The organism is Celeribacter sp. HF31, assembly GCF_011806455.1.
Lineage (GTDB): Bacteria > Pseudomonadota > Alphaproteobacteria > Rhodobacterales > Rhodobacteraceae > Celeribacter.
Window position 1 is genome coordinate 35997 of record NZ_JAATOT010000001.1, and the last position, 24546, is coordinate 60542.

The window sequence follows — 24546 nt, forward strand, 5'->3', positions numbered from 1 at the left end:
ATGGCATTTAAAACCCCCGCCGATGTGGCGGGGTTTTGTTGTTTTAGGCTTAGGAACGGGGGCGTTCCTTTTTCGGATCATAATGCGGGAAGGGTGCGACGCGCGCCGAGTAGCGTTTCAGGTGGCCGTCGAGTTGGCCAACCTCGACCAGCGTGCCCTCTTCGGCATGGGCCACGTCGATGCGGGCGAGCGCGATCCATTGACCCGTGCGCGGGCTGCGCATGGCGGAGCAAATCTCGCCCACCTGCGCGCGCCCGATGCGGATGCAATCGCCATGCGCCACGGCGTTCTGGCCGTCGATTTCGAGTCCCACAAATTTGCGCGAGGGCGTTTCCTTGCGACGCAGCAGAGCATCGCGCCCGACGAAATCCGCAGTCTTGGATTTGAGCGGCACCGTAAAGCCGACACCGGCCTCGAAAGGGTCGGTCTGATCGGAGAAATCGTAACCCGCAAAGACCAACCCGGCCTCGATCCGCACGAGGTCGAGGGCCGCGAGGCCCATAGGCTTCATGCCGACTTTCTGCCCGGCCTCCCAGACCGCTTTGAAAATTTCGGCACCGTGCTTCGGATGACAGAAAATCTCATAGCCCAGCTCGCCGGTGTAACCGGTGCGCGAGATCACGACGGGGATGCCCTCGTGATCGCCGAGACGCGCGGGCGTGAAGCGGAACCAACCCATCTCCATCAAATCAGGATGATGCGGCGCGGTCCAAAACAGCTCATTGATCAAATCTCGCGATTTCGGGCCCTGGACCGCGAGGTTGTGCATCTGATCGGTCGAGGAGCGGATCATGACGTTGAGGCCAAGGCGTTTTGCCTCTTCGCGCATCCAGACACCGCCCTCATCCGAGCCGCCGATCCAGCGGAAATTATGCTCGCCCAGACGGAACAAGGTGCCGTCGTCGATCATGCCGCCGTGCGGGTAGCACATGGCGGAATAGACCACCTGACCAATGGCGAGTTTCTCGACATTGCGAGTCAGAACCCAGTTCATCAGCGCCTCGGCATCGGGGCCGGTGACCTCGAATTTTCTGAGCGCGGAGAGGTCCATGACCACCACGCCTTCGCGGCAGGCCCAGTAGCTCTCCACGGGGTCGCATTCCGGGAAAGAGTTCGGAAGCCAGAACCCGTTGTAGTCGGCAAAGTCGCGGGTCATCGTGGCAAAGGAATCGTAAAAACCGCTTTCACGCGTCATGATCGGGTCCTCGTCAGGGGTCGGGCGCCAGGCGGTGGCGCGGGAGAAACGTTCCTCGGCGCCGTAGGTGCGCACATGGATGTCGGTGAGGTGCCAGCCATTGGCGGCGGAGGTGTCATCGGGGCAGGACGATGAGACACAGACCAGATCGGTCAACGCGCGCAACAGCACATAGTCGCCGGGCCGCGACCAGGGCTCATCCGCCAGCATGACGCCGTGCTCGTCGATTGCGGTGTTGAAAAAGAAATTCGCCGCCATCCAACCGGGACGGGCGGGGATGCCATAGGGGTCGAGAACTGCGTTGAAATTGTCGGAACAGTTGGCGTGACCGGGGTAGCCGATGTCGTCGTAATATTTGGCGTTGCAGGCCAGACCGAAGGCATCGTGGCGACCGCAGGTGTCTTGTACAACCTCGACCAAGGGCGTCAGGTCATGGTCGAAGTACTTCGCGTGCAGCCCGGGCATCGGGTAGGCGTGGCCTTGGATCGTGCGGGTGGTGGTGACGTCGAGCGGATGAAAAATACCCTTGTCGACCTTGCGCGCATCGAAACATTGAAAGTCGGTGCACTGGCGGCCGTCCACGTCCATGATCTGGATGAATTCACCCTTTTTGACCGTGTAGGCCTTGGCAGTTGCGGAGGCGATGCGGATGTCTTGCAGCGTGTCCGCAAGCGGGTCGGGGAGGGCGAATGAGCCCTCATGGCGGGCCTCAGCGCGGGTGATCGTGACCATCAAAGGCGTGGCGGTATTCTGTGCCTCGAAATCTGGCTCGGGGGCTGGGGCGGTGATCAACAGCCAGCCTGCGTTTTGCGCCGTGAAGCTGACGCCTTCGCCCGCCGGGCTGGTCGTGGAAAAGAGGCCGATGGCCCTGGCGCCTGCCAGATCGATCTGACGTTTCGCAAGGCCCAAACGGAGACGCGCCATGCCGGGCAGGGCGCTATTTACCGTGGTGCGCAGATCATCGCCGGAGGCATCGGCGGACCAGCCCAAGACACCCGGATCGACACGCCCGTCCGTGTGCGCCGCGAGCAATTCACAGCGCTGGCCGCCCTCGGTGTTGGTGACGGTGATCCGATCTCCGGGCTTTACCTCAAGCAAAGACGCCCCACCGCCTTGGACGGTGTGGCGTTCCTCGTTGGAGGCGAGTCGGTAGGCACCTGCGCGCCGCGGGAGAGAGGCCGTGGGTGGGCCAGAACGAAAAGGAAGGCCGGAAGGATCGAGGATCAACGGGATCTCCATCGGTCAGAATAAAAAAATCCGGGGGTGCGTGATTGCGGTCCCCCGGATCAGGGGAGAGGGAAGGGGCCCCGTCTCCGGGGCATCCGATTGGTTCTGCCCGATCAGCGTTTGCTGATCAGTTTTGCCCGATCAGCCTTGGCTGACCAGTTTTGCCCGATCAGCCTTGGCTGATCAGTTTTGCAAGTAGGCTTCCATGCTGTCGTCCAGCGCGTCTTTCCAGGGCGTGTGGTGCGCGGGAGCCATGGTGCCGGTGATCGGAGACACATAGGCATTGTTGCGGAAGGTCATGATCCCTTCCTTCTTGTGCTTTTTCCATTGGAAGAAGGCCGTGTTGGCGGCATCGACATCGAAGCTCGGGTAATCCGTATCCGCAATCAGTTCTTTGACATATTCGCCTTGGTAAACGATGCAGTCGTTGTCGGTCTCGTTCTTGGCCTCTGCGGCCACACGCGCCTCGACATCGGCGGCCATTGTGGCCGCATCGGGCAGTTCGATCCGGCCCAGAATGATGTCACGCACATACCATGCCTGAGCGTCGAACATGTTAAACGTATACCACTGGTCCTGCATGCCGAGATAGAACATCTTCGGATTGGGATTATAGACCACGCCTTTGTAGAGATCCGCCGTGGCCAGAACATTGGCGGTTTTCAGACGCAGATCGTCGGGCAGGAAGGGGAAGTAGTGTTTGTAGCCGGTGCACAGGATGATGGCATCGACGTCTTTTGTGGTCCCGTCCTTGAAATAGGCCGTTGCGCCCTCGACTTTTTCGAGCGCCGGTTTTTCTTCCCAGTTCTCCGGCCACTTAAAGCCCATCGGCGCAGAGCGGTAGCAGCTTGTGACCGTTTTGGCGCCGTATTTCCAGCACTGCGATCCGATGTCTTCGGCGGAATAGGAGGCCCCGACGACAAGCACGTCCTTGCCAGCAAATTCGCGGGCATCGCGGAAGTCATGTGCGTGAATGATGCGTCCGTTGAATTGGGCAAAGCCCGGGTATTCCGGCACGTTCGGCGAGGAGAAATGGCCGGAGGCGACGATCACATTGTCGAACCGTTCTTTGTAGACTCGGTCGTTTTCCATGTCGTGCACAGTGATTTCAAAATCACCCTTTTCTTCGTCATACTCGACCCAGCGAATGATAGAGGAAAAGCGGATCCACTTGCGTACGTCGGCTTTTTTGACCCGACCTTCGATATAATCGAACAGAACGGCGCGTGGCGGATAGGACGCGATCTGCTTGCCGAAATGTTCCTCAAAGGAATAGTCGGCAAATTCCAAACCCTCTTTCGGACCATTGGACCAGAGGTAGCGGTACATGGAGCAATGCACTGGCTCGCCATTCTCATCGACGCCGGTGCGCCAGGTGTAGTTCCACAGCCCGCCCCAGTTCGATTGCTTCTCGAAACAGACGACTTCCGGGATCTCGGCACCCTTCTGGGCGGCGGATTGGAAAGCACGCAGTTGAGCGAGGCCGGAGGGGCCAGCACCGATGACGGCGACTCGTTTGGTCATATTGAAAACTCCCGTTGGTTGAGCGTGTGTTGGTATGGACCAATAATCAAGATTGGTTCTTTTGGATTGACTCCGGTTTGGTCCAAAAATTTTCTGCTGGTCAATGAATTTTCCTTAGAGGAATATATGAATCGGGAAATCTCTCGGTCTATTGACCTATTTTTGGGCGTGAGGTGAAAAAATGAGCAGCGCTTCGCTGGCACAGAGACTGGCCGTCGCAGGCAGCCTGCCGCGCTTGAGCGTGCAGGATCGCGCGCCCATTCGTATTGGGGCGCTGGTGCCGATGTCCGGCGCCGAAGAATCCTGGGGCCGACCGGGTATCGAAGGCTGTCAGCTCTGGGTCGATTGGATCAACGCGCATGGCGGTATGATGCTGGGCGGGCGGCGGCACTTGGTCGAGTTGAGCGTCTATGACAGTGGCGACGGGCCGGAGGCGACGCTTGAGGCCGCGCGACAGATGGTCGAGACCCAGCGCGTGCGGCTGGTCCTGACCTTGGGCGGCGGCGACATGGCGCTGGCGCTGCCTTACCTGATGCAACGTCGCATTCTGACCGCGACGCTTTTGCCGTCGGACCTCTCTCCCGATCACCCCTTTCTCATCGCCCCCGCCGAGGTGCACCCTTTCTTTAATGTCACCGGCGTCGACTGGCTGGCCCGGACACGCCCCGAGGCGACGCGTGTGGCGCTCTGTTCGCAACGCGATCTCATGGGCCTGCCGTCTCTGGCGACCTACCGCGCGGCCTTTGATGTCGCCGGGCGCGAGGTGGTGCGCGAAGTGCATTATGAAGCCGAGGCTGGGGACGCGCGCGCCATCGTGGCGGAGATGCTGGCCTCCAATCCCGATGTGCTCTGTTGGTGCTCCTCGGCGCCGCCGATGATCGAGGAGCTGACCGTGGCGGCCTATGAGGCCGGGTTCACGGGCGAAATTCTCGCCTGTACCTGCGACAATTATCAGCGGCTGATCGCCCGCACCTCGCCCGACTTCATGGCGCGCTTCACCTTCCAGTTCCCGGATTTTGATGATGCGGCGCTGGCGGACACGGCGTTCTTCTTTCACCGGCCCAAAGCCTTTTTCGACGCTTATATCGACCGCTTCCCGGATCATTGGTCTGCGGTGAGTTGGGAATACGCCTCCATTCTGGACCTTTGGCACGATGCAGTCGAGACGGCGGACAGCCTCAATGCCTCCTCGGTTCTGGCCGCGCTGAAACGCGGGCGCCGGATGCCGCATGCCTTCGGGTTGGCGACCTGGTGGGGCACGGATGTCTACGGCATCGACAATGCGCTGGTCGGCGATTGGCCGGTGGTGGCGATCCGGGACGGTAAGGCGGAGATTCAGGAATTCGGTTCGGTGCTCGGCTGGCTTGAGGCGCACGGGGCCCGGTTGATGGAAGAGCTGGGTGCACTTGGTCAGCTTTGGCACCAACGCGACAAACCCGATTTGACACGCGCCCTGGCGCAGGACTGACCGTCAAAACGCGGGTCCTATAGATAAGAGAGAAAGAACGTGACAGGAGAGATGACTTTGAAGCCGGAAGAAACCGCCCTGCGTCAAAACCCCCATGCCGTCAAAGAGCAGCGGGAAAAGAACCTCGAGGTCGCCATCGGGCGTCAGGTGCGCGAGCTGCGCAAACGGCAACGGCTGACGGGCGCCGATCTGGCGGCGCAGACCGGGCTGTCCGTGGGGATGCTCTCAAAGATCGAGAATGGCGTGATCTCTCCTTCGCTCAACACGATCTCCGCGCTGGCGCATGCGTTGAAAGTGCCGCTGGTACAACTGTTCTCCGGTTACGAGGAAGAGCGCGGTTGCATGCATGTGAAAGCGGGCGACGGCGTCGAGATCGAGCGCGCAGGCACCCGTGCCGGGCATCAATACAGTCTCTTGGGACATATCGGGTCAAATAATTCGGGCGTCGTAGTCGAGCCTTATCTGATCGAGCTGACCGATGCGTCGGATCGGTTCCCGGCGTTTCAACATGAAGGCATCGAGCTTTTGTACATGTTGGAGGGCCGCGTCGACTATCGTCATGGCGACAAGATTTATGCGCTGGAGCCGGGCGATACGCTTTTGTTCGACTCAGATGCGCCCCATGGCCCCGAGGTCATTGTCGAGCTGCCCGCCCGTTACCTGTCGATCATCACCTACCCGCAGGCGCGCTGAGGGCGGGCTGGATCGGAGCGATTCTGCGCCGGTTATGCTGCCATTTTCACACTTCGCCCATTTTGTAAGCGGTTTTCACCACTCCGCGCCCTTGTTGAGTAAAAAGAAAGCATATTTCCTGTGGATAAGTATTTTTTCCGAGGAGGAGAAAAACTTTCTTGAAGAGAAAATAGATTTCCCGCTAGTGATGTTGGTGACGGCGCAAGACGCCGATAACCTCACCCACTATGGAGGAACCTATGTGTGGCATTGTTGGCCTCTTCCTGAAAAAGGATGAATTGCGCCCCCAACTGGGCGATCTGCTGACCGATATGCTTATCACCATGACCGACCGCGGCCCGGACAGCGCCGGGATCGCGATCTATGGCGATGAGACGGACGGCATGGTGAAAATCACCGTTCAATCGGACACGCCCGCTGAGGCCTTCGCCGATCTCGATGCCGCCGTGTGTGCCGCCGTCGATGCGCCGGTGACGATCAAAGTGGTCGACACCCACGCGGTTCTGACCCTGCCGGAAGCGGCCGAGAAAGACGCGATTGCCTATCTCGAAGAGAAGGGCCTGCGCATCATGGGCTCCGGGGCTTCCATGGAAATCTACAAGGAAACCGGCCTGCCGAAAGACGTCGCGGCGCGTTTCGGTCTGCGCAACATGGGCGGCTCTCACGGCATCGGCCATACCCGCATGGCCACCGAATCCGCCGTGACGACGATGGGCGCGCACCCGTTCTCCACCGCCGACGACCAGTGCCTCGTGCACAACGGCTCGCTGTCGAACCACAACCAGATGCGTCGCAAACTCGCCAAGAAAGGCGTGTTTACCCGCTCTGAAAACGACACCGAAGTGGGCGCGGCCTACATCTCGTCCCGCATCGCCGATGGTGCGTCTCTGGGCGAGGCGCTCGAAGGCACGATTGAGGATCTCGACGGGTTCTTCACCTTTGTGACCGGCACCAAGAACGGCTTTGGCGTCGTGCGCGACCCGATCGCCTGCAAACCCGCCGTGATGGCCGAGACCGAAGACTACGTCGCCTTCGCCTCCGAATATCGCGCCTTCGCAGACCTGCCGGGCATCGAAGCCGCCCGCGTCTGGGAACCGGAACCTGCAACTGTTTACTTCTGGGAGCGCTGATCCAATGACAACCACGCTCGATATGACCGCAACGGAACTCCGTGAGGTCAACACCACGCTTCAAGCCGCCGCCAAGGCACAGGCCAACGAAGCGTTTGAAATCACCAACCCGCGCGGTTCGCACGCCATGGCCTGCGGCCTCGACGGCCCGCTCTCCGTGACGATCAAGGGCTCCACCGGCTACTACTGTGCGGGCATGAACAAGGAAGCCACCGTCACCGTCGAAGGTTCTGCCGGTCCGGGTGTGGCTGAGAACATGATGTCCGGTGTCGTGACCATCGAAGGCGACGCCTCGCAATACGCGGGCGCCACCGGCCACGGCGGGCTTTTGAACATCAAAGGCAATGCCTCCTCGCGCTGCGGCATTTCGATGAAAGGCATCGACATCGTTGTGCATGGCAACATCGGCCACATGTCCGCCTTCATGGCGCAAAAGGGCAACCTCGTTGTTCTGGGCGACGCAGGCGACGCTTTGGGGGATTCGCTCTATGAGGCCCGCCTCTTTGTGCGCGGCAACGTGAAATCTCTCGGCGCCGACTGCATCGAAAAAGAGATGCGCCCAGAGCACATCGAGATCCTCAAAGAGCTTCTCGAAAAAGCCGGCGCCGACGCCAAGCCCGAAGAGTTCAAGCGCTACGGGTCCGCCCGCAAGCTCTACAATTTCAACATCGATCACGCCGACGAATACTGAGGAGCGCGATATGGACAAGACACCTCAAACCGACCCGCGTCAGAGCTGGACCTTCTCCAACTCGATCAACTCGGAAATCCGTCGTGCGGCCGACACCGGCATCTACGACATCCGTGGCGGTGGCGCAAAGCGCCGCGTGCCGCATTTCGATGACCTTCTGTTCCTCGGCGCCTCGATGTCGCGTTATCCGCTCGAAGGCTACCGTGAGAAATGTGACACCTCCGTCACGCTCGGCACGCGCTTTGCGAAAAAGCCGATTGAGCTCAAAATCCCGGTGACCATCGCGGGCATGTCTTTTGGTGCGCTCTCCGGTCCGGCGAAAGAGGCCCTGGGTCGCGGCGCGACCATGGCAGGCACCTCGACCACCACCGGCGACGGCGGCATGACCGAGGAAGAGCGCGGTCACTCCGAGAAACTCGTCTACCAATATCTGCCGTCGCGCTACGGCATGAACCCGGACGATCTGCGTCGTGCGGATGCCATCGAGATCGTGGTGGGTCAGGGTGCGAAACCGGGCGGCGGCGGCATGCTGCTGGGTCAAAAGATCACCGAACGTGTGGCCGGTATGCGTGACCTTCCGGTCGGCATTGACCAGCGTTCCGCCTGTCGTCACCCGGACTGGACCGGGCCGGATGATCTGGAGATCAAAATCCTCGAAATCCGTGAAATCACCAATTGGGAAAAGCCGATTTACATCAAAGTCGGCGGCGCGCGCCCCTACTATGATGTCGCTCTGGCCTGTAAAGCGGGCGCCGATGTGATCGTTCTCGACGGCATGCAGGGTGGCACCGCCGCGACCCAGGACGTGTTCATCGAACACGTTGGTCAACCGACGCTGGCCTGTATCCGTCCGGCTGTTCAGGCGCTCCAAGACCTCGGCCTGCACCGCGAAGTGCAACTCGTGGTCTCCGGCGGCATCCGTACTGGCGCGGATGTGGCAAAGGCTCTGGCTCTGGGCGCAGACGCTGTGGCCATTGGCACCGCCGCTCTAGTGGCTCTGGGCGACAACGACCCGAAATGGGAATCCGAGTACAACAAACTCGGCACCACCACGGGCGCCTATGACGACTGGCACGAAGGCCGCGACCCGGCGGGCATCACCACCCAGGACGCGGAGCTGATGAAGCGCCTCGACCCGGAGGTGGCGGGCCGCAAACTGCGCAACTACCTCAACGTGCTGACGCTGGAATGCCAGACGCTCGCACGGGCCTGTGGTCACAACCACGTCCACAACCTTGAGCCGGAAGACCTCTGTGCGCTGACCATGGAAGCCGCTGCCATGGCGCAAGTGCCGCTGGCCGGGACCAATTGGTACCCGGGCAAGCCCGGCTTCTGATCTCGGCACATAACATATTTGAGGGGCCTCTGGCCCCTCATTCACCAACAGGGAATAGGAAAAATGAGCAAACTTGCCAAATTCGCCGAGGAAAAAGGCGTCAAATATTTCATGATCTCCTACACCGATCTCTTCGGTGGCCAGCGCGCCAAACTTGTGCCGGCCCAAGCGATTGCGGATATGGAGGAAGACGGCGCGGGCTTTGCGGGCTTTGCCACATGGCTCGACCTGACGCCGGCGCACCCCGATATGCTCGCCGTGCCGGACCCGGACGCCGCCATTCAACTGCCGTGGAAACCCGAGGTCGCCTGGGTGCCCGCCGACTGCGTGATGGAAGGCGAGCCGGTCGAACAAGCACCGCGCAACGTGCTGAAGAAACTCGTCAAAGAAGCCGCCGACGAAGGTCTGCGCGTCAAGACCGGGATCGAAGCGGAATTCTTCCTTTTGACGCCCGAGGGCGATCAAATCTCCGATCCGTTCGATACGGCGGAAAAGCCCTGTTACGACCAACAGGCCGTGATGCGCCGCTATGACGTGATCGCGCAGATCTGTGATTACATGCTGGAATTGGGCTGGGGTCCGTATCAGAACGACCACGAGGACGCCAACGGCCAGTTCGAAATGAACTGGGATTTCGACGACGCGCTGATCACCGCAGATCGCCACAGCTTCTTCAAATTCATGGTCAAATCCGTCGCTGAACAGCACGGCTTCCGCGCCACCTTCATGCCGAAACCGATCGAAGGGCTGACCGGCAACGGCTGTCACGCGCATATCTCGGTCTGGGATCTCGATGGCAAGACCAACGCCTTTGCGGGCGACGCCGGGGGGCAAATCGGCGAAGTGGGTCTGTCTGAGCAGGGCGGCTACTTCCTCGGCGGCATCATGAAGCACGCCGAAGCCTTGGCGGCGATCACCAATCCGACGGTGAACTCCTACAAACGCATCAACGCGCCGCGCACCATGTCGGGCGCGACCTGGGCGCCCAATACCGTCACCTGGACCGGCAACAACCGCACGCATATGGTGCGCGTTCCGGGCCCGGGCCGCTTCGAGCTGCGCCTGCCGGACGGGGCGGTGAACCCCTACCTGTTGCAAGCCGTGATCATCGCCGCCGGTCTATCGGGCATCAAGTCCAAGGCCAACCCCGGTCCGCGTTACGACATCGACATGTATGCCGAGGGTCACAAGATCGAAGGCGCGCCGAAACTGCCGCTCAACATGTTGGATGCGATCCGCGCCTATGATGCGGACCCCGAGCTTAAAGCCATGCTCGGCAATGATTTCTCCGCGTCCTACATCAAGATGAAGCATCAGGAATGGAACACCTTCGTGTCGCATTTCTCGCGCTGGGAAAAAGACAACACGCTCGACATCTGAGCCCGAAATATCCCTGAGCGGCGGCCCTGATCGCCACCGCTGTTCCCTGAAAGGCCCGGCTTATGCTGGGCCTTCTTTTTTGCGCAGTTGCGAGGGTGCGATGCCGTAGGATTTTCGGAAAGCGTCAGAGAAATGCGCCTGTGAGGAAAATCCGGTCATCTGGGCAATTTCGGCCAGGGGAATGCGGGTCGTTTCGATCAAATCTTTTCCTGTTTCCAATCGGATACGACGATATTCCTCCATGACGGACCGGCCTATGTTCTCCCGGAACTGGCGTTGCAATTGGCGGGTCGAAAGGCCGGAGAGATCGGCCAATTGGTCCTGATCCAAAGGGTCGGCGATATGCGATTGCATCAACTCCAAAGCGGCCATGACCGCGTCCGGCAAAACGCCATAAAGCGCAGACAAAGACCGGCGCTGAGGCGCTTCGGCCCCCCGTACTTCGGCCTGAATGAACCAGTCCGAAATGCGCCCGGCGAACCCCGTGCCGTGGTCGCGCGCGATGATCGCATGCATCATGTCGAGAGGCGCTGAGCCGCCCGCACAGGTGTAGCGATCCCGGTCGATGACAAAGAGTTTGCGCTCCAAAAGCCAGTCGCCGGGCAATTCGTCGAAGTCGTCGTAATGGTGCCAGTGGACAGTAAACCGGCGGTTCTCCAACAGGCCCGCTTTTGCCAAAATCACCGCACCGCCGGAGATGCCGCCAAGTGCGACGCCATTGCTGTCCGCCTGCCGCAACCACTTGAACAGCGCGGGGTCGGTGATGCGCGCGGGGCTGCCTCCGGCCACGACGAACAGCAGGTCGAAAAGCGGGAAAACGTCTTGGAAAGGCCGGGTCTGAAACGTGGCCCCAACGGAGGATTTCGCCTCCACCCCAGAGCCTGACAAGAGCGTGATGTCATAGTTCAAAGTGGGCGAAAACAGGTTCGCTGCGCGCAAAGGTTCAAGCGCCGAGGCGGTCGACAAAAGCGCATATCCGTCGAGCAAAAGAAAGGCGATTCTCCGCATCTGCGACCCCTGCTGACTTTCTCAAAATTACGTCTTAAAAATGAAAATATACGACCTGAAACAGGAAGAATAGCCCCAAAATCACCGCTAAAACAGTGTTGTGACGAAGGAGCGCATCTATGAAATTTTCAGGTTTCAAAGTCGTGAAAGAGGCCCTGACAGGCCACAAGGGCTGGACGCAACTCTGGCGCAGCCCGGAGCCGAAAAAGGCTTATGACATCGTGATCGTGGGCGGCGGCGGACACGGGCTGGCGACGGCCTATTACCTCGCCAAAGTCTATGGCGAGCTGAGCATTGCGGTGCTGGAAAAGGGCTGGATCGGCTCCGGCAACGCGGGCCGCAACACGACGATCATCCGCTCCAACTACCTGCTGCCGGGCAACCAGCCGTTCTACGAGTTTTCGATGAAACTCTGGGAGAATTTGGAGCAGGACACGAATTTCAACTCGATGGTGTCGCAGCGGTCGATCATCAACCTGATCCACTCGGACGGCCAGCGCGACGCCTATCGTCGGCGCGGCAATGCCATGATGCTCTCGGATGCGGGGGCAAAACTTTTGTCGCGTGACGACATCAAACGCATGGTGCCGTTCCTGAATTTTGACAACGCCCGCTTCCCGATCAAGGGCGGCTTGATGCAGACCCGCGCGGGCACGGCGCGCCATGATGGCGTGGTCTGGGGCTATGCCCGCGGCGCCGATCAGCGCGGCGTCGACATCATCCAAAATTGCGAAGTCACAGGCTTCAAGATCGAGAATGGCAAGGTGTTGGGCGTAGAAACCTCACGGGGCTTTATCGGTGCGAAAAAGGTCGGCGTTTCGGTTGCGGGCTCTTCTGGGCGCGTGATGGAAAAGGCCGGGATGCGCCTGCCGATTGAAAGCTATGCGTTGCAGGCTTTTGTCTCCGAAGGCCTCAAGCCGACCATTCCGGGCGTCATCACCTTTGGCGCCGGGCATTTCTATGTCAGCCAATCCGACAAGGGCGGGCTGGTCTTTGGTGGCGACATCGACGGCTACAATTCCTACGCGCAGCGCGGCAACCTTCCGGTGGTCGAGGATGTGCTCGAAGGCGGCATGGCTCTGATGCCGATGATCGGGCGTGCGCGCCTGTTGCGTGCCTGGGGCGGTCTTGTGGATATGTCGATGGACGGCTCGCCGATCATCGACAAGACCGGCATCGAGGGCCTCTATTTCAACGGCGCCTGGAACTATGGCGGGTTCAAGGCGACGCCGGCGGCGGGCTACACTTTCGCCCATTTGCTGGCGACGGATACCCCGCATGAGACCGCGACGGCCTTCCGGTTCGACCGGTTCAATCGCGGCTATGTCATCGACGAAAAGGGCGTTGGCGCCCAACCGAACCTGCATTGAGGAGCGCGTAACATGTTGATCCCTCACCCACTTCTCGGCCTGCGCGACAGTCAGGAGTTCACCTATCTGGGTGACGCCTCTCTGATGCAGCGGCCCGATGCCTCTCTCGACAACGCTGAGGCGGCATTCTGCGACTACGTCTTTCTGCGCGACAACCCGGCGGGCGTGCACCGCGAGCTGTGGTTCCACGAACAGGGCGACCGCTCGTGGCTGGTCGTCACCCGCGACACCACCACGCATGAAATCCTGGGCGCTGAACTCGCCTCCGATGTGAAAGGAGCGGCGAAATGACCCGTTTGACCGGTGGTCTCATTGACCGAAACGCGCCGCTGAATTTTACGTTTAACGGCAAGACGTATAAAGGCTTCCAAGGCGACACGCTGGCCTCCGCTCTCTTGGCCAATGGCGTTCAGCTTATGGGGCGCAGTTTCAAATACCACCGTCCGCGCGGCGTCTTTGCGGCAGGCTCCGAAGAACCCAACGCCATGGTCGAACTGCGCACCGGCGCGCGGCAGGAGCCCAACACACGGGCGACCGTGACCGAACTGTTCGACGGCTTGATCGCGCGGTCTCAGAACCATGTCGGACCGCTCGAGCGTGATTTTCTGGCGGTGAACGATCTTCTGTCGCCCTTCTTTGCGGCGGGGTTCTATTACAAGACCTTCATGTGGCCGAAGGCGTTCTGGGAGAAACTCTACGAGCCGATGATCCGCAAGGCAGCGGGGCTTGGATCGCTTTCCATGCTGCCCGATCCGGACGACTACGACAAAGGCTTCCTGCATTGCGATCTCTTGGTCGTGGGCGGCGGGGCGGCCGGTCTGGCGGCGGCTTTGACGGCGGGGCGCGCGGGCGCTGAGGTCGTTCTGGCCGATGAAGATTTTGCCCTTGGTGGCCGTCTCACGATGGAGAGCGATCTTTTGGACGAGGCCGCCGCGACCGACTGGATCGCCAGCGCGAAGGCTGAGTTGGAGAGCCTGCCGAATGTCCGCCTCATGACCCGTACCACGGTGTTCGGCGTCTATGATCACGGCATTTACGGCGCGGTTGAACGCGTCTCCGATCACCTCGCGGTGCCGGGCGACAAGGTGCGTCAGACGCTTTGGCGGATCACCGCGAAACGCGCGGTTCTGGCGGCGGGGGCGACCGAACGGCATATGCCCTTTGCCGACAACGACCGTCCGGGCGTGATGCTGGCCGGGGCCATGCGCGCCTATGCCAACCGCTGGGCCGCAAGCCCGGTGAAACAAGACAGCGATGCGATTGCGATTTTCACCAATGGCGACGACGGCCACCGCACCGCGATGGATCTGATCGCGAAAGGCGCGAATGTTTTGGGCGTCATTGATGCCCGTGACGCCGCGCCGCGCTTTGGAGACTACGAAGTTTTTGCTGGATCGACCGTGACGGGGACCAAGGGCCGTCTTGGCCTCACCTCGATCGAGATCACCCGTAACGGCCAGTCGCAATGGCACAACGTCGGCGCGCTCGGTGTCGCGGGCGGTTGGAACCCGAACGTGCATCTGGCCTCGCATCATCGCGGGCGACCGGTCTGGGACGATAGCCTGTTGGCCTTTGTGCCAGGGCCAAACGGTCCGGCGGGGCTGATCCCGGCGGGGGCTGCGGCTGGCAAGGGCGGCACCGAAGAAGCGCTGAGCGATGGCATGCGTGCCGCGATCACGGCGCTCTCCGAGATCGGTGTGACGGCGTCCGAGATTGCTTTGCCGAAGGCGGAAAATATGCCCTCTGAGCAAGTCGCGTTCTGGCATGTGCCGGGCACCAAACGGGCCACGAAAAAAAGGGCATGGGTCGATTTCCAGAACGACGTGACCGTCAAAGACATCGCACTCGCCCACAAAGAAAACATGACGCCGGTCGAGCATCTCAAACGCTGGACCACGCTGGGCATGGCGACCGATCAGGGCAAGACCTCGAACATTTCCGCGCTGGCGGTGATGGCCGAATTGACCGGCAAGTCGATCCCGGAAACCGGCACGACGATCTTCCGTCCGCCGTACACCGGCGTGTCGCTGGGCGTGCTGGGCGGCGGTGACACCGGGCCTTTGTTCCGACCGCGTCGCCTGACGCCGACGCACGCTTGGGCCGAGGCGCAAGGCGCGGAATTCGTCGAGGTAGGCCCCTGGATGCGGGCGCAATATTTCCCGCGTGCGGGGGAGGCGACCTGGCGCGAGACCGTGGATCGCGAGGTTCTGGCGGTGCGCTCTGGCGTGGGGCTTTGTGATGTGACCACGCTCGGCAAGGTCGATGTGCAGGGCGCCGATGCAGGCGAATTTTTGAACCGCATGTATTCCAACATGATGGGCACGCTGAAGGTCGGCATGGTGCGTTACGGTCTGATGCTGCGCGAAGATGGGCACGCCTATGACGACGGCACCTGCGCGCGGATGGCGGAGGATCACTATGTGGTCACGACGACGACCGCCAACGCGGGGCTGGTCTATCGCCAGATGGAATTCGCGCATCAATGCCTCTGGCCGGAGCTGGATGTGCAGCTGATTTCGACCACCGACGCCTGGGCGCAGATCGCCGTGGCGGGGCCGAAATCGCGTGAGTTGCTCACCCGGATCGTCGATGAGTTTGACCTGTCGAATGAGGCGTTTCCCTTCATGGCCTGCTCTGAGCTGACGATCTGCAACGGTCTGCGGGCACGCTTGTTCCGCATCTCTTTCTCCGGCGAATTGGCCTATGAGATCGCGGTGCCGGCACGTTACGGCCATGCTCTGATGCAACGCCTGATGGAGCAGGGCGCGGACCTGAACGCGACGCCTTACGGCACCGAAGCCTTGGCGGTTCTCAGGATCGAAAAAGGTCACGCAGCCGGTGCGGAACTCAACGGCCAGACCACGGCGCAAATGCTGGGGCTGGGCAAGATGGTCTCTGCCAAGAAAGACAGCATCGGCGCGGTGATGTCGCGGCGCGAAGGTCTGGCGGCGGAGAAACGGCGTCTGGTCGGTTTCAAATCCGTCGAGCCGCAAAAACAGGCCATGGCCGGATCGCATCTCTTCACAGAAGGCGCAGTGCAGGATATGAGCACGGACCAAGGCTGGCTCACCTCGTCCTGCTACTCGCCGCACCTGAAGGGCTACATCGCGCTTGGCTTTTTGGAGAATGGCGATACACGGATGGGCGAGATCATCGTCGCGGCCAACCCGGTCGAAGGCCAGACTGTGAAACTCGAAGTGGTCTCTGCCCATTTCGTCGATCCCGAAGGAGGACGTCTCCGTGCTTGATCATGTGACTGATTTGACACCTATCACCGCTTTGGGCGCAGCCTCTCCCCGTACTGAGAGTTTTGGCGCGCTGACCATCTCGGAAAACGCGGGGCTCGGATTGGCCTCTCTGGCGCTCCGCAAGGGGCAAAGCGCACCGCAGCCCTTTGGCCTGCCGCTGCCCTGCGTGGGCAAGGCGGTATCCATGGGCGCGTATGCCGCCTTCTGGACCGGACGCGATCAATGGATGATTGAGGCGACCGGCAAGGCGGAGGTGGACTTCGCCGCCATGTTGAAATCCGAGGCGCCGGAGTGTTCTGTGACGGAGCAGACCGACGGGTTCACCGCCTTTGAAATTGCCTCCTCGCAAGGGGCGGCGCCGATCGAGGCCTTGATGCGCAAGCTTGTCAACATCGACCCGAAAGCGTTCGGGCCGGGGCAGGCGACACGCACGGGGTTGGAACATATGACCGTCTTCCTGATCCGCCGCGCCGATGACCGGCTGGCCGTGATCGGGATGCGCACATTGGCGGGATCGCTGTGGCATGCTTTGGCCGTCGCCGCGCGCCGCCTGGAAGACTGAGTTGGAGAAAGAACATGACTGCACAGATCATTGATGGAAAGGCCTTCGCGGCCACGGTGCGCGAGAAAGTCGCCTCCCAAGTGGCGCGCCTCAAGGAGGTGCATGGCATCACGCCCGGTCTCGCCGTGGTTCTGGTCGGCGAAGATCCCGCGAGCCAGGTTTACGTGCGCAACAAGGGCAAGCAGACCATTGAGTGCGGCATGAACTCTTACGAGCATAAGCTGTCGGAAAACACCTCTGAGGCCGATCTTCTTGCACTTATCGAACAATTGAACGCCGACCCGGCGGTGCATGGCATCCTCGTGCAACTGCCCCTGCCTGACCATCTCGACAGCGATCTGGTGATCAACTCGATTGATCCGGCGAAGGACGTAGACGGGTTCCATATTTCCAACGTGGGTCTCTTGGGGACTGGTCAGAAAAGCATGGTGCCGTGTACGCCTCTGGGCTGTCTCATGATGCTGCGCGATCATCTCGGCAGCCTCTCCGGGCTCAATGCCGTGGTCGTCGGGCGCTCGAACATTGTCGGCAAACCGATGGCGCAACTGCTGCTGCGCGACAGCTGCACCGTGACCATCGCGCATTCGCGCACGAAAGATATCGAAGAGGTCTGTCGCCGTGCGGACATCCTCGTGGCCGCCGTCGGCCGCCCTGAAATGATCAAGGGCGATTGGGTCAAACCCGGTGCGACCGTGATCGACGTGGGCATCAACCGTGTGGACGCGCCCGAAAAGGGTCTTCGCGAAGACGGATCGGTGAAATCGAAACTCGTGGGTGATGTCGAATTTGACAGCGCAGCCGCCGTGGCGGGGGCGATCACGCCGGTGCCGGGTGGCGTCGGTCCGATGACCATCGCCTGCCTTTTGGCCAACACCGTGACGGCCGCTTGCCGCGCCAACGATCTTCCCGAGCCCGAGGGGCTGACGGCCTGAATGAGCCTGCGGGACCAAAGTTAAACCAACGATAAAAAACACAAAACACACCAACATCGGGGCCGCGCACTCAGGGGAGCGCGTCCCATCTGGAGACAAGACATGACGAAATTTTGCCTGACCGTGGCCTGCGAGACCAAACGTGGGATCGTCGCCGCCATTGCCACCTTCCTTGCCGACAACGGCTGTAACATCACCGACAGCTCGCAGTTTGACGACACCGAAACGGGTCAGTTTTTCATGCGCGTGAGCTTTGCCTCTGAAGAAGGCGTAAAGATTGCAGCGCTCGAAGAGGCCTTCGCCGCGATTGGCGAAGAGTTCGGCATGACCTTCGCCTTCCACGACGAGAGCGTGAAGATGAAAGTCGTGATCATGGTGAGCCGTTTCGGTCACTGTCTGAACGATTTGCTCTACCGTGTGCACATCGGTGCGCTGCCGGTGGAAATCGTGGCTGTGATCTCGAATCACATGGATTATCAAAAGGTTGTGGTGAACAACGACATTCCGTTCCACTGCATCAAGGTGACCAAGGAGAACAAGCCGGAGGCCGAAGCGGCGATCATGAAAGTGGTCGAAGATGCCGATGCCGAGCTGATCGTTCTGGCGCGTTACATGCAGATCCTGTCGGACGAGATGTGCACCAAGATGTCGGGTCGGATCATCAACATCCACCACTCCTTCCTGCCGTCGTTCAAAGGCGCGAACCCTTACAAACAGGCCTACGCGCGCGGCGTGAAGCTGATCGGGGCGACGTCTCACTATGTGACCGCCGATCTCGATGAAGGTCCGATCATCGAACAGGACATCGTCCGCATCACCCACGCCCAAAGCGCCGATGATTACGTGTCGCTGGGCCGTGACGTGGAAAGCCAGGTTCTGGCCCGTGCGATCCATGCGCACGCCAACCACCGCGTGTTCCTGAACGGCAATAAAACCGTCGTGTTCCAGGCGTCTCCGGGGTCTTATTCTTCGGAGAGAATGGGGTGAGAACCGGTCCGACTTTGTCGGATTGAAAGGTCCGGTGGACCTTTCAAAGGTTCGAACGCGCCCGAAAGCTTTCGGGCGCCTGGCCAAGTCATTTTGCTCTAAATGTCTCCCAAAGAGGCGCGGAATTTCGCGCCTCTTTGTCATTCAGTCCCATTCCTCCCCCGTCACCCTCTGGACCAATTGCGAAAAATTGGTCTAATAGGCGGTGATTTCAAAGGACTGATCCGTTGCCGAATGCCTCTCTGCCCAACACATCTCTGCCCGGTGCCACCGTCAAATACGTGATCGAGACGCTTTCGACGCGGATTGTGACGCGGGAATATGCCACAGAAGAGAGATTGCCCTCCGAGCGGCAACTGGCGCAAGAACTGGGGGTCGCGCGCAACACGGTGCGCGAGGCGTTGGACCAGTTGGAAACGCGCGGCATGATCCGGCGCCGGGCGGGGTCGGGGTCGTTTGTGACCTACAATCCCGACGGCGCGAGCGAGGCGCTGTCGCCCGTGGCGCGTGAGACCGGGCCGCTGCAATTGCAGGTGATGCGCGGCATTCTTGAGCCTGAAATGGTGCGTCTGGCCATCGTCAACATGTCGCCGAAACAGATCGAGGCGCTCTCCGTGGTGCTGTCGAAAATGGAGGCGGTGCAGGCCGACGCCACCGCCTTTGTCGCACTGGAAGAAGAGTTCCATCGGTTGATCGCCGAGGGTACCGGAAATCCGCTTTTGATCGCCTGCTACAACCTCGTGATCGACGCGCGGCGGCAGTCCTTTCGGGCGGCGATGTATCGGCGCCACCTGACGCCTGCGCGGATCGAGATTTACCAGCGCGGCTACAACGGTCTCTTTAACGCCATCGCTGCGCGTGACATCGAAGAGGCGTCGGAATTCATGAAGCTCGCCTTGATCGAAGATCAACGGCTTTTGCTTCAGGAAGACTGACCCTAGCTTGGTAGGGAATTGGTTGGGCCAATATCGGCCCGCCTATGGCCTGTGATTTTTGCGACATTTGCACCGAAAAATTGCGAATCTCTCTCGCGATTTCCCGCTATGGGCGGATTTTTCCGCTGTTTCAGCGGGGACGGTCGACCTGTCGCTTTTCCAATCAGGCTTGGTCATGTTCTCCGTGCGCTCATAAATTCATCACTCTGACCTGTTGAGATGGTCGTTTGACCTAAAAAGCGGCGCACCTTGGGTGAAAATAAATTCCTGACAGGAAAAAAGTTTGACCCGTGGTGATCCAGCCTGCCTCATGGAAGACACTGAGTAAGCCAGTTCGCACAATTGGTCCAAACCAAAAATCGGACCGAAGCTGGCTTGAGATTAGGTCACGTTCACTGGACAGGGAGAACGACTTGGAACAGGATCTTGCATCCTTGGCTGCCGCGGTTGCGGAGCTACAGGGAAATCACGCCGCGACAAACGGCACGTTTTCCGAGACATTCTACTATCTGACGATCCCGCTCATGGTGCTGATCCATGCCGGGTTCCTCGCATATGAAATGGGCGCATCGCGATCGAAAAACGCGCTGGCCTCGGGCATCAAAAACATCCTCGCCTTCGCGATGATCGTGCCCTTCTTCTACTTCATCGGCTGGTGGATCTACTGGGCCTTCCCGACAGGTCTGACGCTGTCTGAAGGCGCCATGGGCATCTCCGGTCTGGCCTATGCCAACGAGGTCGCTCTGCCTTGGAGCCAATACATGGGGCCGAACCTCGATGACCGGTCCTCCGGTGTGTTCTGGGGTGCTTTCGTCCTCTTCGCGGCCACCACGGCCTCTATCATGTCCGGCGGCGTGATCGAACGGATCAAACTGACGGGCTTTGTCGTCCTTGCCATCGTTTTGGGCGCCTTCGTCTGGATTTTGGCGGGCGCTTGGGGCTGGCACGCGGACGGCTGGCTTGTGACCAAGTTCGGCTATCATGACTTCGGCGCCGCAGGTGTGGTGCATATGATCGCGGGCTTCTTCACGCTGGGTGTTCTGATCAACCTTGGACCGCGGATCGGCAAGTTCAACGCCGATGGCACCGCCAACCATATTGCGGGTCACTCCATGCCGATGACACTCATTGGTCTGATGCTGATCATCGCCGGGTTCTGGGGCTTTTTGATGGGCTGTGTCATCGTTCCGGGCGAAGCCTGGTCCTGGGGCAGTGAGATTGAGGCCACGATCTACGGCACGCCGATGACGATCTCCGGCATGACCTTCAACACGCTGATGGCCTTTGCGGGCGGCATTATCGGGGCCTGGATGGTCACGCGCGATCCGTTCTGGATGATGTCCGGCGCTCTGGGCGGCATCATCTCCGCTGCGGCCGGTCTCGACCTCTGGTATCCGCCCATGGCCTTCGCCATCGGTTTCATCGGTGCCTGCATGATGCCCTTCGTCGCCACCTTCATCGAAAAGCGCGGCATCGACGATGCAGTTGGCGCCTTTGCGGTGCACGGGTTCCTCGGCATGTGGGGTCTGATCGCGGTCGGCATCGCGGCCCAAGGTTACCCGGCCATGTTCGGTGAAGATGTCATCGAAACCTCCTTCATCGGTCAGCTGGTGGGTGCGGTCGTGATGGGTCTCATGGGCTTTGTCCCGGGCTACGTCGTCTCCTTCATCCTCAAGGTCACGGGCCAGCTCCGCGTGCCGGCAGAGGCGGAGATCATGGGCCTCGACAAGGTCAAAGTGCCTGCAGAAGCCTACCCTGAATCGCTTCACCCGTCGGTCAGCCCGGCTGAGTGATCCCCAGACATCTGAAAGGATAATCCAATGGAAGCACCATTTGACGCAACCTCCTGGGACGGCATCACCGGCGCCATCTACGCTGGCTACGGCTCCGTCGAAGGTCTCTGGCTCCTCGCCTGCCTCGCCATGGTCGTGATCGCGATCGTCTTTGGCTGGCGCCACGAAGAGCACGCCTACAAGGCAACAGAGAAAAAGAACTGATCTGAAAGTCTCTGAAAGACAAGGGGTTCACGCCCTTTCCCCGAACCGGCGGCGCGCCCCGTCGCCGGTTCTCAAAACAAAATGAATGACTACCCTAAGGATAAAAACAATGATCGCATCATGGAGATTTTCCGCACTGGCGGACCGGCACCGCGCCCTTGGCTCCGATCTCGAAGACTGGAGCGGCATGGGCACCGCCTGGAGCTATGACAAGGATCAGACGGAGGAGTATCTGGCGATCCGCACCAAGGCGGGCGTCATGGATGTTTCGGGCCTCAAGAAGGTTTACGTTGTGGGCCCCCACGCCCAATACGTGATCGACAAGGCCACGACCCGCAATATCGAAAAACTGAAACCCGGTCGGTCGACCTATGCCACCATGCTCAATGATGCCGGCAAATTCGTCGATGACTGCGTGATCTACCGTCTCGGGCCGCAAAACTTCATGGTCGTGCACGGCTCCGGTGCGGGGCATGAGCAACTGACCATGTATGCCGCTGGCCGCAATGTCGCGGTGCTGTTCGATGACGATCTGCACGACATTTCGCTGCAAGGGCCGATGGCCGTCGATTACCTCGAAAAGCACGTGCCGGGCATCCGCGATGTGGTCTATTTCAGCCACATCCAGACGACGCTCTTCGGTAAGCCTGTGATGATTTCTCGCACGGGCTACACCGGCGAGCGCGGCTATGAGATTTTCTGTCGCCGTCAGGATGCTGTCGAGATCTGGGACACCATCGTGGCCGAAGGCAAGGAGATGGGCATCATCCCGACGCGCTTCACCACGCTCGATTGGCTGCGCGCGGAGAGCTATCTCTTGTTCTTCCCCTATGACAACTCGGAAATGTACCCGTTCGAGAACGACTCCAATGGCGACACGCTTTGGGAGCTGGGTCTCGATTTCACCGTCTCGCCGGGCAAAACCGGCTTCCGTGGCGCCGAAGAGCATTACCGTCTGAAGGGCAAAGAGCGCTTCAAAATCTACGGTGTGAAACTCGAGGGCACCGAACCCGCTGCAGAAGGCGCGCCTTTGCTGAAAGACGGCAAAGAGGTGGGCGTCGTGACCATCGGCATGTACTCGCCGCTCAACGAGCACAACGTCGGCATCGCGCGTATGCCGGTCGATTGCGCCGTCGAAGGCACCGAACTCACGGTCAAAAACCCGGATGGCGAGATCAAAGCCATCGCGCATCCGATGCCCTTCTACGACGTCGACAAGAAACGTCGCACCGCCAAGGGCTAAGCCTCAAATATAAATCAGCACAAAGACTTACGAGGCGGGCGCAATCCCGTGCCCGCCTCCTGAGACCAACAGGACCCGTAATGCCCAAGACTGAATTTTCCCCGTCCATCGACAGCCGACCCACCTATTCCGGGCTTGTCTCGCAAGGTGCCGCCCCCGCGATCATGGTCGCGGATGAGGCGGGCGCTCAGGCGCTCACCGATCTGGCCGCCTCTGACGCCTCCGTCATGGATCACGCCCATGTGGTGTTGGTCGGCTGTGGCGCGGCCGCTCTCGGCGATGTCAAACCCGTCGCCCTGCACGAAGCCCCCGATTTCGACGCCGCCACGCCGCTGGTGACCCAGCTTTTGAACACGGCGCGCATGGGCACGCAGATCTATCTCGCGGGCTCCGAAGGTCTGATCGGCCATGTCTCCGCCCTGGCCTTTGCCGCCGGGATGCCGGTCGACGAGATTCAGATGGAACATCGCGGTTCCATCGCGCGGCGGATGCAATGTGTGCATTGCAAGGGCATCACCGAGGATGTCACCACCGATCCCTTTACCTGCGCGCATTGCGGGCTGACGCTCTTCGTGCGCGATCATTTCTCGCGCCGTTTGGGCGTGTTCCAAGGCGTCTGTGTCGATGCGGAAACCCCGGGCGTTGTGCCCGAAACCGTGGAGATTCAGGCATGAAAAAGCTCACCTTGAAAGTCACTGCGGTCGAACACCTCTCGCCCCTGGTGAAACGCTTCCGTTTCGAGGACCCGACGGGGGCCTCTCTGCCGGTCTTCTCCGGTGGCGCGCATTTGACCGTGGAAATGCCAGAAGGCGACACCATCCGTCGCAATTCCTATTCTCTGATCTCCGATCCTTATGACGGCAGCGGCTATGAGATCGCCGTGCGGCGTGAGGATAAGGGGCGGGGTGGCTCGCTCTATATGCACACGAAAGTGTCCGAAGGCGATGACATCACCGTGTCTCTGCCGTCGAACCTGTTCCAGCTTGATCTGCGCGCGAAGAAGCATGTGCTGATCGGCGGCGGCATCGGCATCACGCCCTTCCTGTCGCAACTGCGTCAGCTCGACATGGAACAGAAACCCTATGAGCTGCATTACGCCGCCCGGTCGCGCGAAGAGGCCGCCGGGATCAAGCTTTTGCCGCAAGCCGCGCATATTCATGTGCATATCTCGGAAGAGGGGTCGCGCATGGACCTTGGCGCCATTCTCGACGGGCAACCTTTGGGTACCCATGTCTACACCTGCGGTCCCGACGGGTTGATCACGGCGGTGGCCGATCAGACCGCACGTTTGGGCTGGCCCAAAGCTGCGGTGCATTCCGAAGCCTTCACCGCACCGCCGCCGGGCGAACCCTTTGATGTGGTCGTGAAATCCTCCGGCAAGACCGTGCATGTGAAAGCCGATCAAAGCCTGTTGGAGGCTTTGGAAGCCGCCAAGGTGGACATTGATTATTCCTGCCGGGGCGGGGGCTGTGGGCGTTGCCAGACCAAGGTCACCGCCTGTGATGGTCGCATTCTTCATAACGATCATTGGCTCTCGGAAGACGAGCGCGCCGCACAAAAAGACATCATGCCCTGCATGTCGCGTTTCAAAGGCACGCGGCTTGAACTGGACCTGTGAGG

The 24546-nt window shown here is 60.3% G+C and carries 21 protein-coding genes; 18 read left to right on the forward strand and 3 right to left on the reverse strand.

Annotated features, from left to right (window positions below; translation table 11 throughout):
- Positions 1 to 49: 49 nt before the first annotated feature.
- Together HCZ23_RS00155 and HCZ23_RS00160 are read right to left on the reverse strand one after the other, a co-directional pair.
- Positions 50 to 2434: a DUF1989 domain-containing protein gene (locus HCZ23_RS00155; RefSeq protein ID WP_167599679.1), complete on the reverse strand. Its 2385-nt coding sequence runs from the start codon at positions 2432 to 2434 to the stop codon at positions 50 to 52.
- A 171-nt stretch (positions 2435 to 2605) separates the two neighbouring features.
- On the reverse strand, positions 2606 to 3946 hold the full coding sequence (locus HCZ23_RS00160; protein WP_167599680.1) for an NAD(P)-binding domain-containing protein: 1341 nt from the start codon (positions 3944 to 3946) through the stop codon (positions 2606 to 2608).
- A 181-nt stretch (positions 3947 to 4127) separates the two neighbouring features.
- On the opposite strand from HCZ23_RS00160, the gene HCZ23_RS00165 reads away from it, so the two are divergent.
- From HCZ23_RS00165 to glnT, 6 genes are all read left to right on the forward strand, one after another.
- Positions 4128 to 5414, forward strand: a complete 1287-nt coding sequence (locus HCZ23_RS00165; protein ID WP_167599681.1) for an ABC transporter substrate-binding protein — start codon at positions 4128 to 4130, stop codon at positions 5412 to 5414.
- 51 nt (positions 5415 to 5465) lie between these two features.
- Positions 5466 to 6107: an XRE family transcriptional regulator gene (locus HCZ23_RS00170; RefSeq protein WP_167599682.1), complete on the forward strand. Its 642-nt coding sequence runs from the start codon at positions 5466 to 5468 to the stop codon at positions 6105 to 6107.
- A gap of 239 nt (positions 6108 to 6346) precedes the next feature.
- The gene (locus tag HCZ23_RS00175; protein ID WP_167599683.1) at positions 6347 to 7237 is read left to right on the forward strand and encodes a glutamine amidotransferase family protein; all 891 of its coding nucleotides are present in this window, start codon (positions 6347 to 6349) and stop codon (positions 7235 to 7237) included.
- 4 nt (positions 7238 to 7241) lie between these two features.
- Positions 7242 to 7928, forward strand: a complete 687-nt coding sequence (locus HCZ23_RS00180) for a GXGXG domain-containing protein (protein ID WP_167599684.1) — start codon at positions 7242 to 7244, stop codon at positions 7926 to 7928.
- A gap of 10 nt (positions 7929 to 7938) precedes the next feature.
- Complete coding sequence (locus tag HCZ23_RS00185) at positions 7939 to 9264, forward strand: FMN-binding glutamate synthase family protein (protein WP_167599685.1); 1326 nt, start codon at positions 7939 to 7941, stop codon at positions 9262 to 9264.
- A 63-nt stretch (positions 9265 to 9327) separates the two neighbouring features.
- The gene (gene glnT / locus HCZ23_RS00190) at positions 9328 to 10644 is read left to right on the forward strand and encodes a type III glutamate--ammonia ligase (protein WP_167599686.1); all 1317 of its coding nucleotides are present in this window, start codon (positions 9328 to 9330) and stop codon (positions 10642 to 10644) included.
- A 60-nt stretch (positions 10645 to 10704) separates the two neighbouring features.
- On the opposite strand, the gene HCZ23_RS00195 is transcribed toward glnT, so the two are convergent.
- Complete coding sequence (locus HCZ23_RS00195) at positions 10705 to 11652, reverse strand: GlxA family transcriptional regulator (RefSeq protein WP_167599687.1); 948 nt, start codon at positions 11650 to 11652, stop codon at positions 10705 to 10707.
- A gap of 119 nt (positions 11653 to 11771) precedes the next feature.
- On the opposite strand from HCZ23_RS00195, the gene HCZ23_RS00200 reads away from it, so the two are divergent.
- From HCZ23_RS00200 to HCZ23_RS00255, 12 genes are all read left to right on the forward strand, one after another.
- Positions 11772 to 13022 carry a sarcosine oxidase subunit beta family protein gene (locus HCZ23_RS00200; protein ID WP_167599688.1) on the forward strand — a complete coding sequence of 417 codons (1251 nt, stop codon included), beginning with the start codon at positions 11772 to 11774 and terminating at the stop codon, positions 13020 to 13022.
- 12 nt (positions 13023 to 13034) lie between these two features.
- Complete coding sequence (locus HCZ23_RS00205; RefSeq protein WP_167599689.1) at positions 13035 to 13313, forward strand: sarcosine oxidase subunit delta; 279 nt, start codon at positions 13035 to 13037, stop codon at positions 13311 to 13313.
- A complete protein-coding gene (locus HCZ23_RS00210) occupies positions 13310 to 16270 on the forward strand; it encodes a sarcosine oxidase subunit alpha family protein (protein ID WP_167599690.1) in 2961 nt (986 codons plus the stop codon). The genes HCZ23_RS00205 and HCZ23_RS00210 overlap by 4 nt, the downstream gene beginning before the upstream one ends.
- Complete coding sequence (locus HCZ23_RS00215) at positions 16263 to 16832, forward strand: sarcosine oxidase subunit gamma (protein ID WP_368487262.1); 570 nt, start codon at positions 16263 to 16265, stop codon at positions 16830 to 16832. Before HCZ23_RS00210 ends, HCZ23_RS00215 begins: the two co-directional genes overlap by 8 nt.
- A gap of 14 nt (positions 16833 to 16846) precedes the next feature.
- Positions 16847 to 17764, forward strand: coding sequence for a bifunctional methylenetetrahydrofolate dehydrogenase/methenyltetrahydrofolate cyclohydrolase FolD (folD, locus tag HCZ23_RS00220; protein WP_167599691.1), 918 nt, complete (start codon positions 16847 to 16849; stop codon positions 17762 to 17764).
- A gap of 102 nt (positions 17765 to 17866) precedes the next feature.
- Positions 17867 to 18751, forward strand: coding sequence for a formyltetrahydrofolate deformylase (purU, locus tag HCZ23_RS00225; protein ID WP_167599692.1), 885 nt, complete (start codon positions 17867 to 17869; stop codon positions 18749 to 18751).
- A 227-nt stretch (positions 18752 to 18978) separates the two neighbouring features.
- A complete protein-coding gene (locus tag HCZ23_RS00230) occupies positions 18979 to 19686 on the forward strand; it encodes a FadR/GntR family transcriptional regulator (protein ID WP_167599693.1) in 708 nt (235 codons plus the stop codon).
- A gap of 413 nt (positions 19687 to 20099) precedes the next feature.
- On the forward strand, positions 20100 to 21479 hold the full coding sequence (locus HCZ23_RS00235; RefSeq protein WP_167599694.1) for an ammonium transporter: 1380 nt from the start codon (positions 20100 to 20102) through the stop codon (positions 21477 to 21479).
- Positions 21480 to 21506: 27 nt separating this feature from the next.
- Positions 21507 to 21683 (forward strand): hypothetical protein, encoded by a 177-nt coding sequence (locus tag HCZ23_RS00240; RefSeq protein ID WP_167599695.1) that lies wholly within the window; start codon positions 21507 to 21509, stop codon positions 21681 to 21683.
- A gap of 109 nt (positions 21684 to 21792) precedes the next feature.
- Positions 21793 to 22926, forward strand: coding sequence for an aminomethyltransferase family protein (locus HCZ23_RS00245; RefSeq protein ID WP_167599696.1), 1134 nt, complete (start codon positions 21793 to 21795; stop codon positions 22924 to 22926).
- 80 nt (positions 22927 to 23006) lie between these two features.
- Positions 23007 to 23600 (forward strand): dimethylamine monooxygenase subunit DmmA family protein, encoded by a 594-nt coding sequence (locus tag HCZ23_RS00250; RefSeq protein WP_167599697.1) that lies wholly within the window; start codon positions 23007 to 23009, stop codon positions 23598 to 23600.
- Positions 23597 to 24544, forward strand: a complete 948-nt coding sequence (locus HCZ23_RS00255; RefSeq protein WP_167599698.1) for a PDR/VanB family oxidoreductase — start codon at positions 23597 to 23599, stop codon at positions 24542 to 24544. Before HCZ23_RS00250 ends, HCZ23_RS00255 begins: the two co-directional genes overlap by 4 nt.
- The last annotated feature ends 2 nt before the right edge of the window (positions 24545 to 24546 follow it).

What these genes read in the sequence shown, in the direction of transcription:
- HCZ23_RS00195 (WP_167599687.1), bottom strand. Translation starts at nt 11,652, where the DNA reads ATGCGGAGAATCGCCTTTCTTTTGCTCGACGGATATGCGCTTTTGTCG.
- HCZ23_RS00175 (WP_167599683.1), top strand. Translation starts at nt 6,347, where the DNA reads ATGTGTGGCATTGTTGGCCTCTTCCTGAAAAAGGATGAATTGCGCCCC.
- HCZ23_RS00255 (WP_167599698.1), top strand. Translation starts at nt 23,597, where the DNA reads ATGAAAAAGCTCACCTTGAAAGTCACTGCGGTCGAACACCTCTCGCCC.
- glnT (WP_167599686.1), top strand. Translation starts at nt 9,328, where the DNA reads ATGAGCAAACTTGCCAAATTCGCCGAGGAAAAAGGCGTCAAATATTTC.
- folD (WP_167599691.1), top strand. Translation starts at nt 16,847, where the DNA reads ATGACTGCACAGATCATTGATGGAAAGGCCTTCGCGGCCACGGTGCGC.
- purU (WP_167599692.1), top strand. Translation starts at nt 17,867, where the DNA reads ATGACGAAATTTTGCCTGACCGTGGCCTGCGAGACCAAACGTGGGATC.
- HCZ23_RS00160 (WP_167599680.1), bottom strand. Translation starts at nt 3,946, where the DNA reads ATGACCAAACGAGTCGCCGTCATCGGTGCTGGCCCCTCCGGCCTCGCT.
- HCZ23_RS00200 (WP_167599688.1), top strand. Translation starts at nt 11,772, where the DNA reads ATGAAATTTTCAGGTTTCAAAGTCGTGAAAGAGGCCCTGACAGGCCAC.
- HCZ23_RS00165 (WP_167599681.1), top strand. Translation starts at nt 4,128, where the DNA reads ATGAGCAGCGCTTCGCTGGCACAGAGACTGGCCGTCGCAGGCAGCCTG.
- HCZ23_RS00170 (WP_167599682.1), top strand. Translation starts at nt 5,466, where the DNA reads ATGACTTTGAAGCCGGAAGAAACCGCCCTGCGTCAAAACCCCCATGCC.
- HCZ23_RS00180 (WP_167599684.1), top strand. Translation starts at nt 7,242, where the DNA reads ATGACAACCACGCTCGATATGACCGCAACGGAACTCCGTGAGGTCAAC.
- HCZ23_RS00185 (WP_167599685.1), top strand. Translation starts at nt 7,939, where the DNA reads ATGGACAAGACACCTCAAACCGACCCGCGTCAGAGCTGGACCTTCTCC.
- HCZ23_RS00245 (WP_167599696.1), top strand. Translation starts at nt 21,793, where the DNA reads ATGATCGCATCATGGAGATTTTCCGCACTGGCGGACCGGCACCGCGCC.
- HCZ23_RS00205 (WP_167599689.1), top strand. Translation starts at nt 13,035, where the DNA reads ATGTTGATCCCTCACCCACTTCTCGGCCTGCGCGACAGTCAGGAGTTC.
- HCZ23_RS00250 (WP_167599697.1), top strand. Translation starts at nt 23,007, where the DNA reads ATGCCCAAGACTGAATTTTCCCCGTCCATCGACAGCCGACCCACCTAT.
- HCZ23_RS00210 (WP_167599690.1), top strand. Translation starts at nt 13,310, where the DNA reads ATGACCCGTTTGACCGGTGGTCTCATTGACCGAAACGCGCCGCTGAAT.
- HCZ23_RS00240 (WP_167599695.1), top strand. Translation starts at nt 21,507, where the DNA reads ATGGAAGCACCATTTGACGCAACCTCCTGGGACGGCATCACCGGCGCC.
- HCZ23_RS00155 (WP_167599679.1), bottom strand. Translation starts at nt 2,434, where the DNA reads ATGGAGATCCCGTTGATCCTCGATCCTTCCGGCCTTCCTTTTCGTTCT.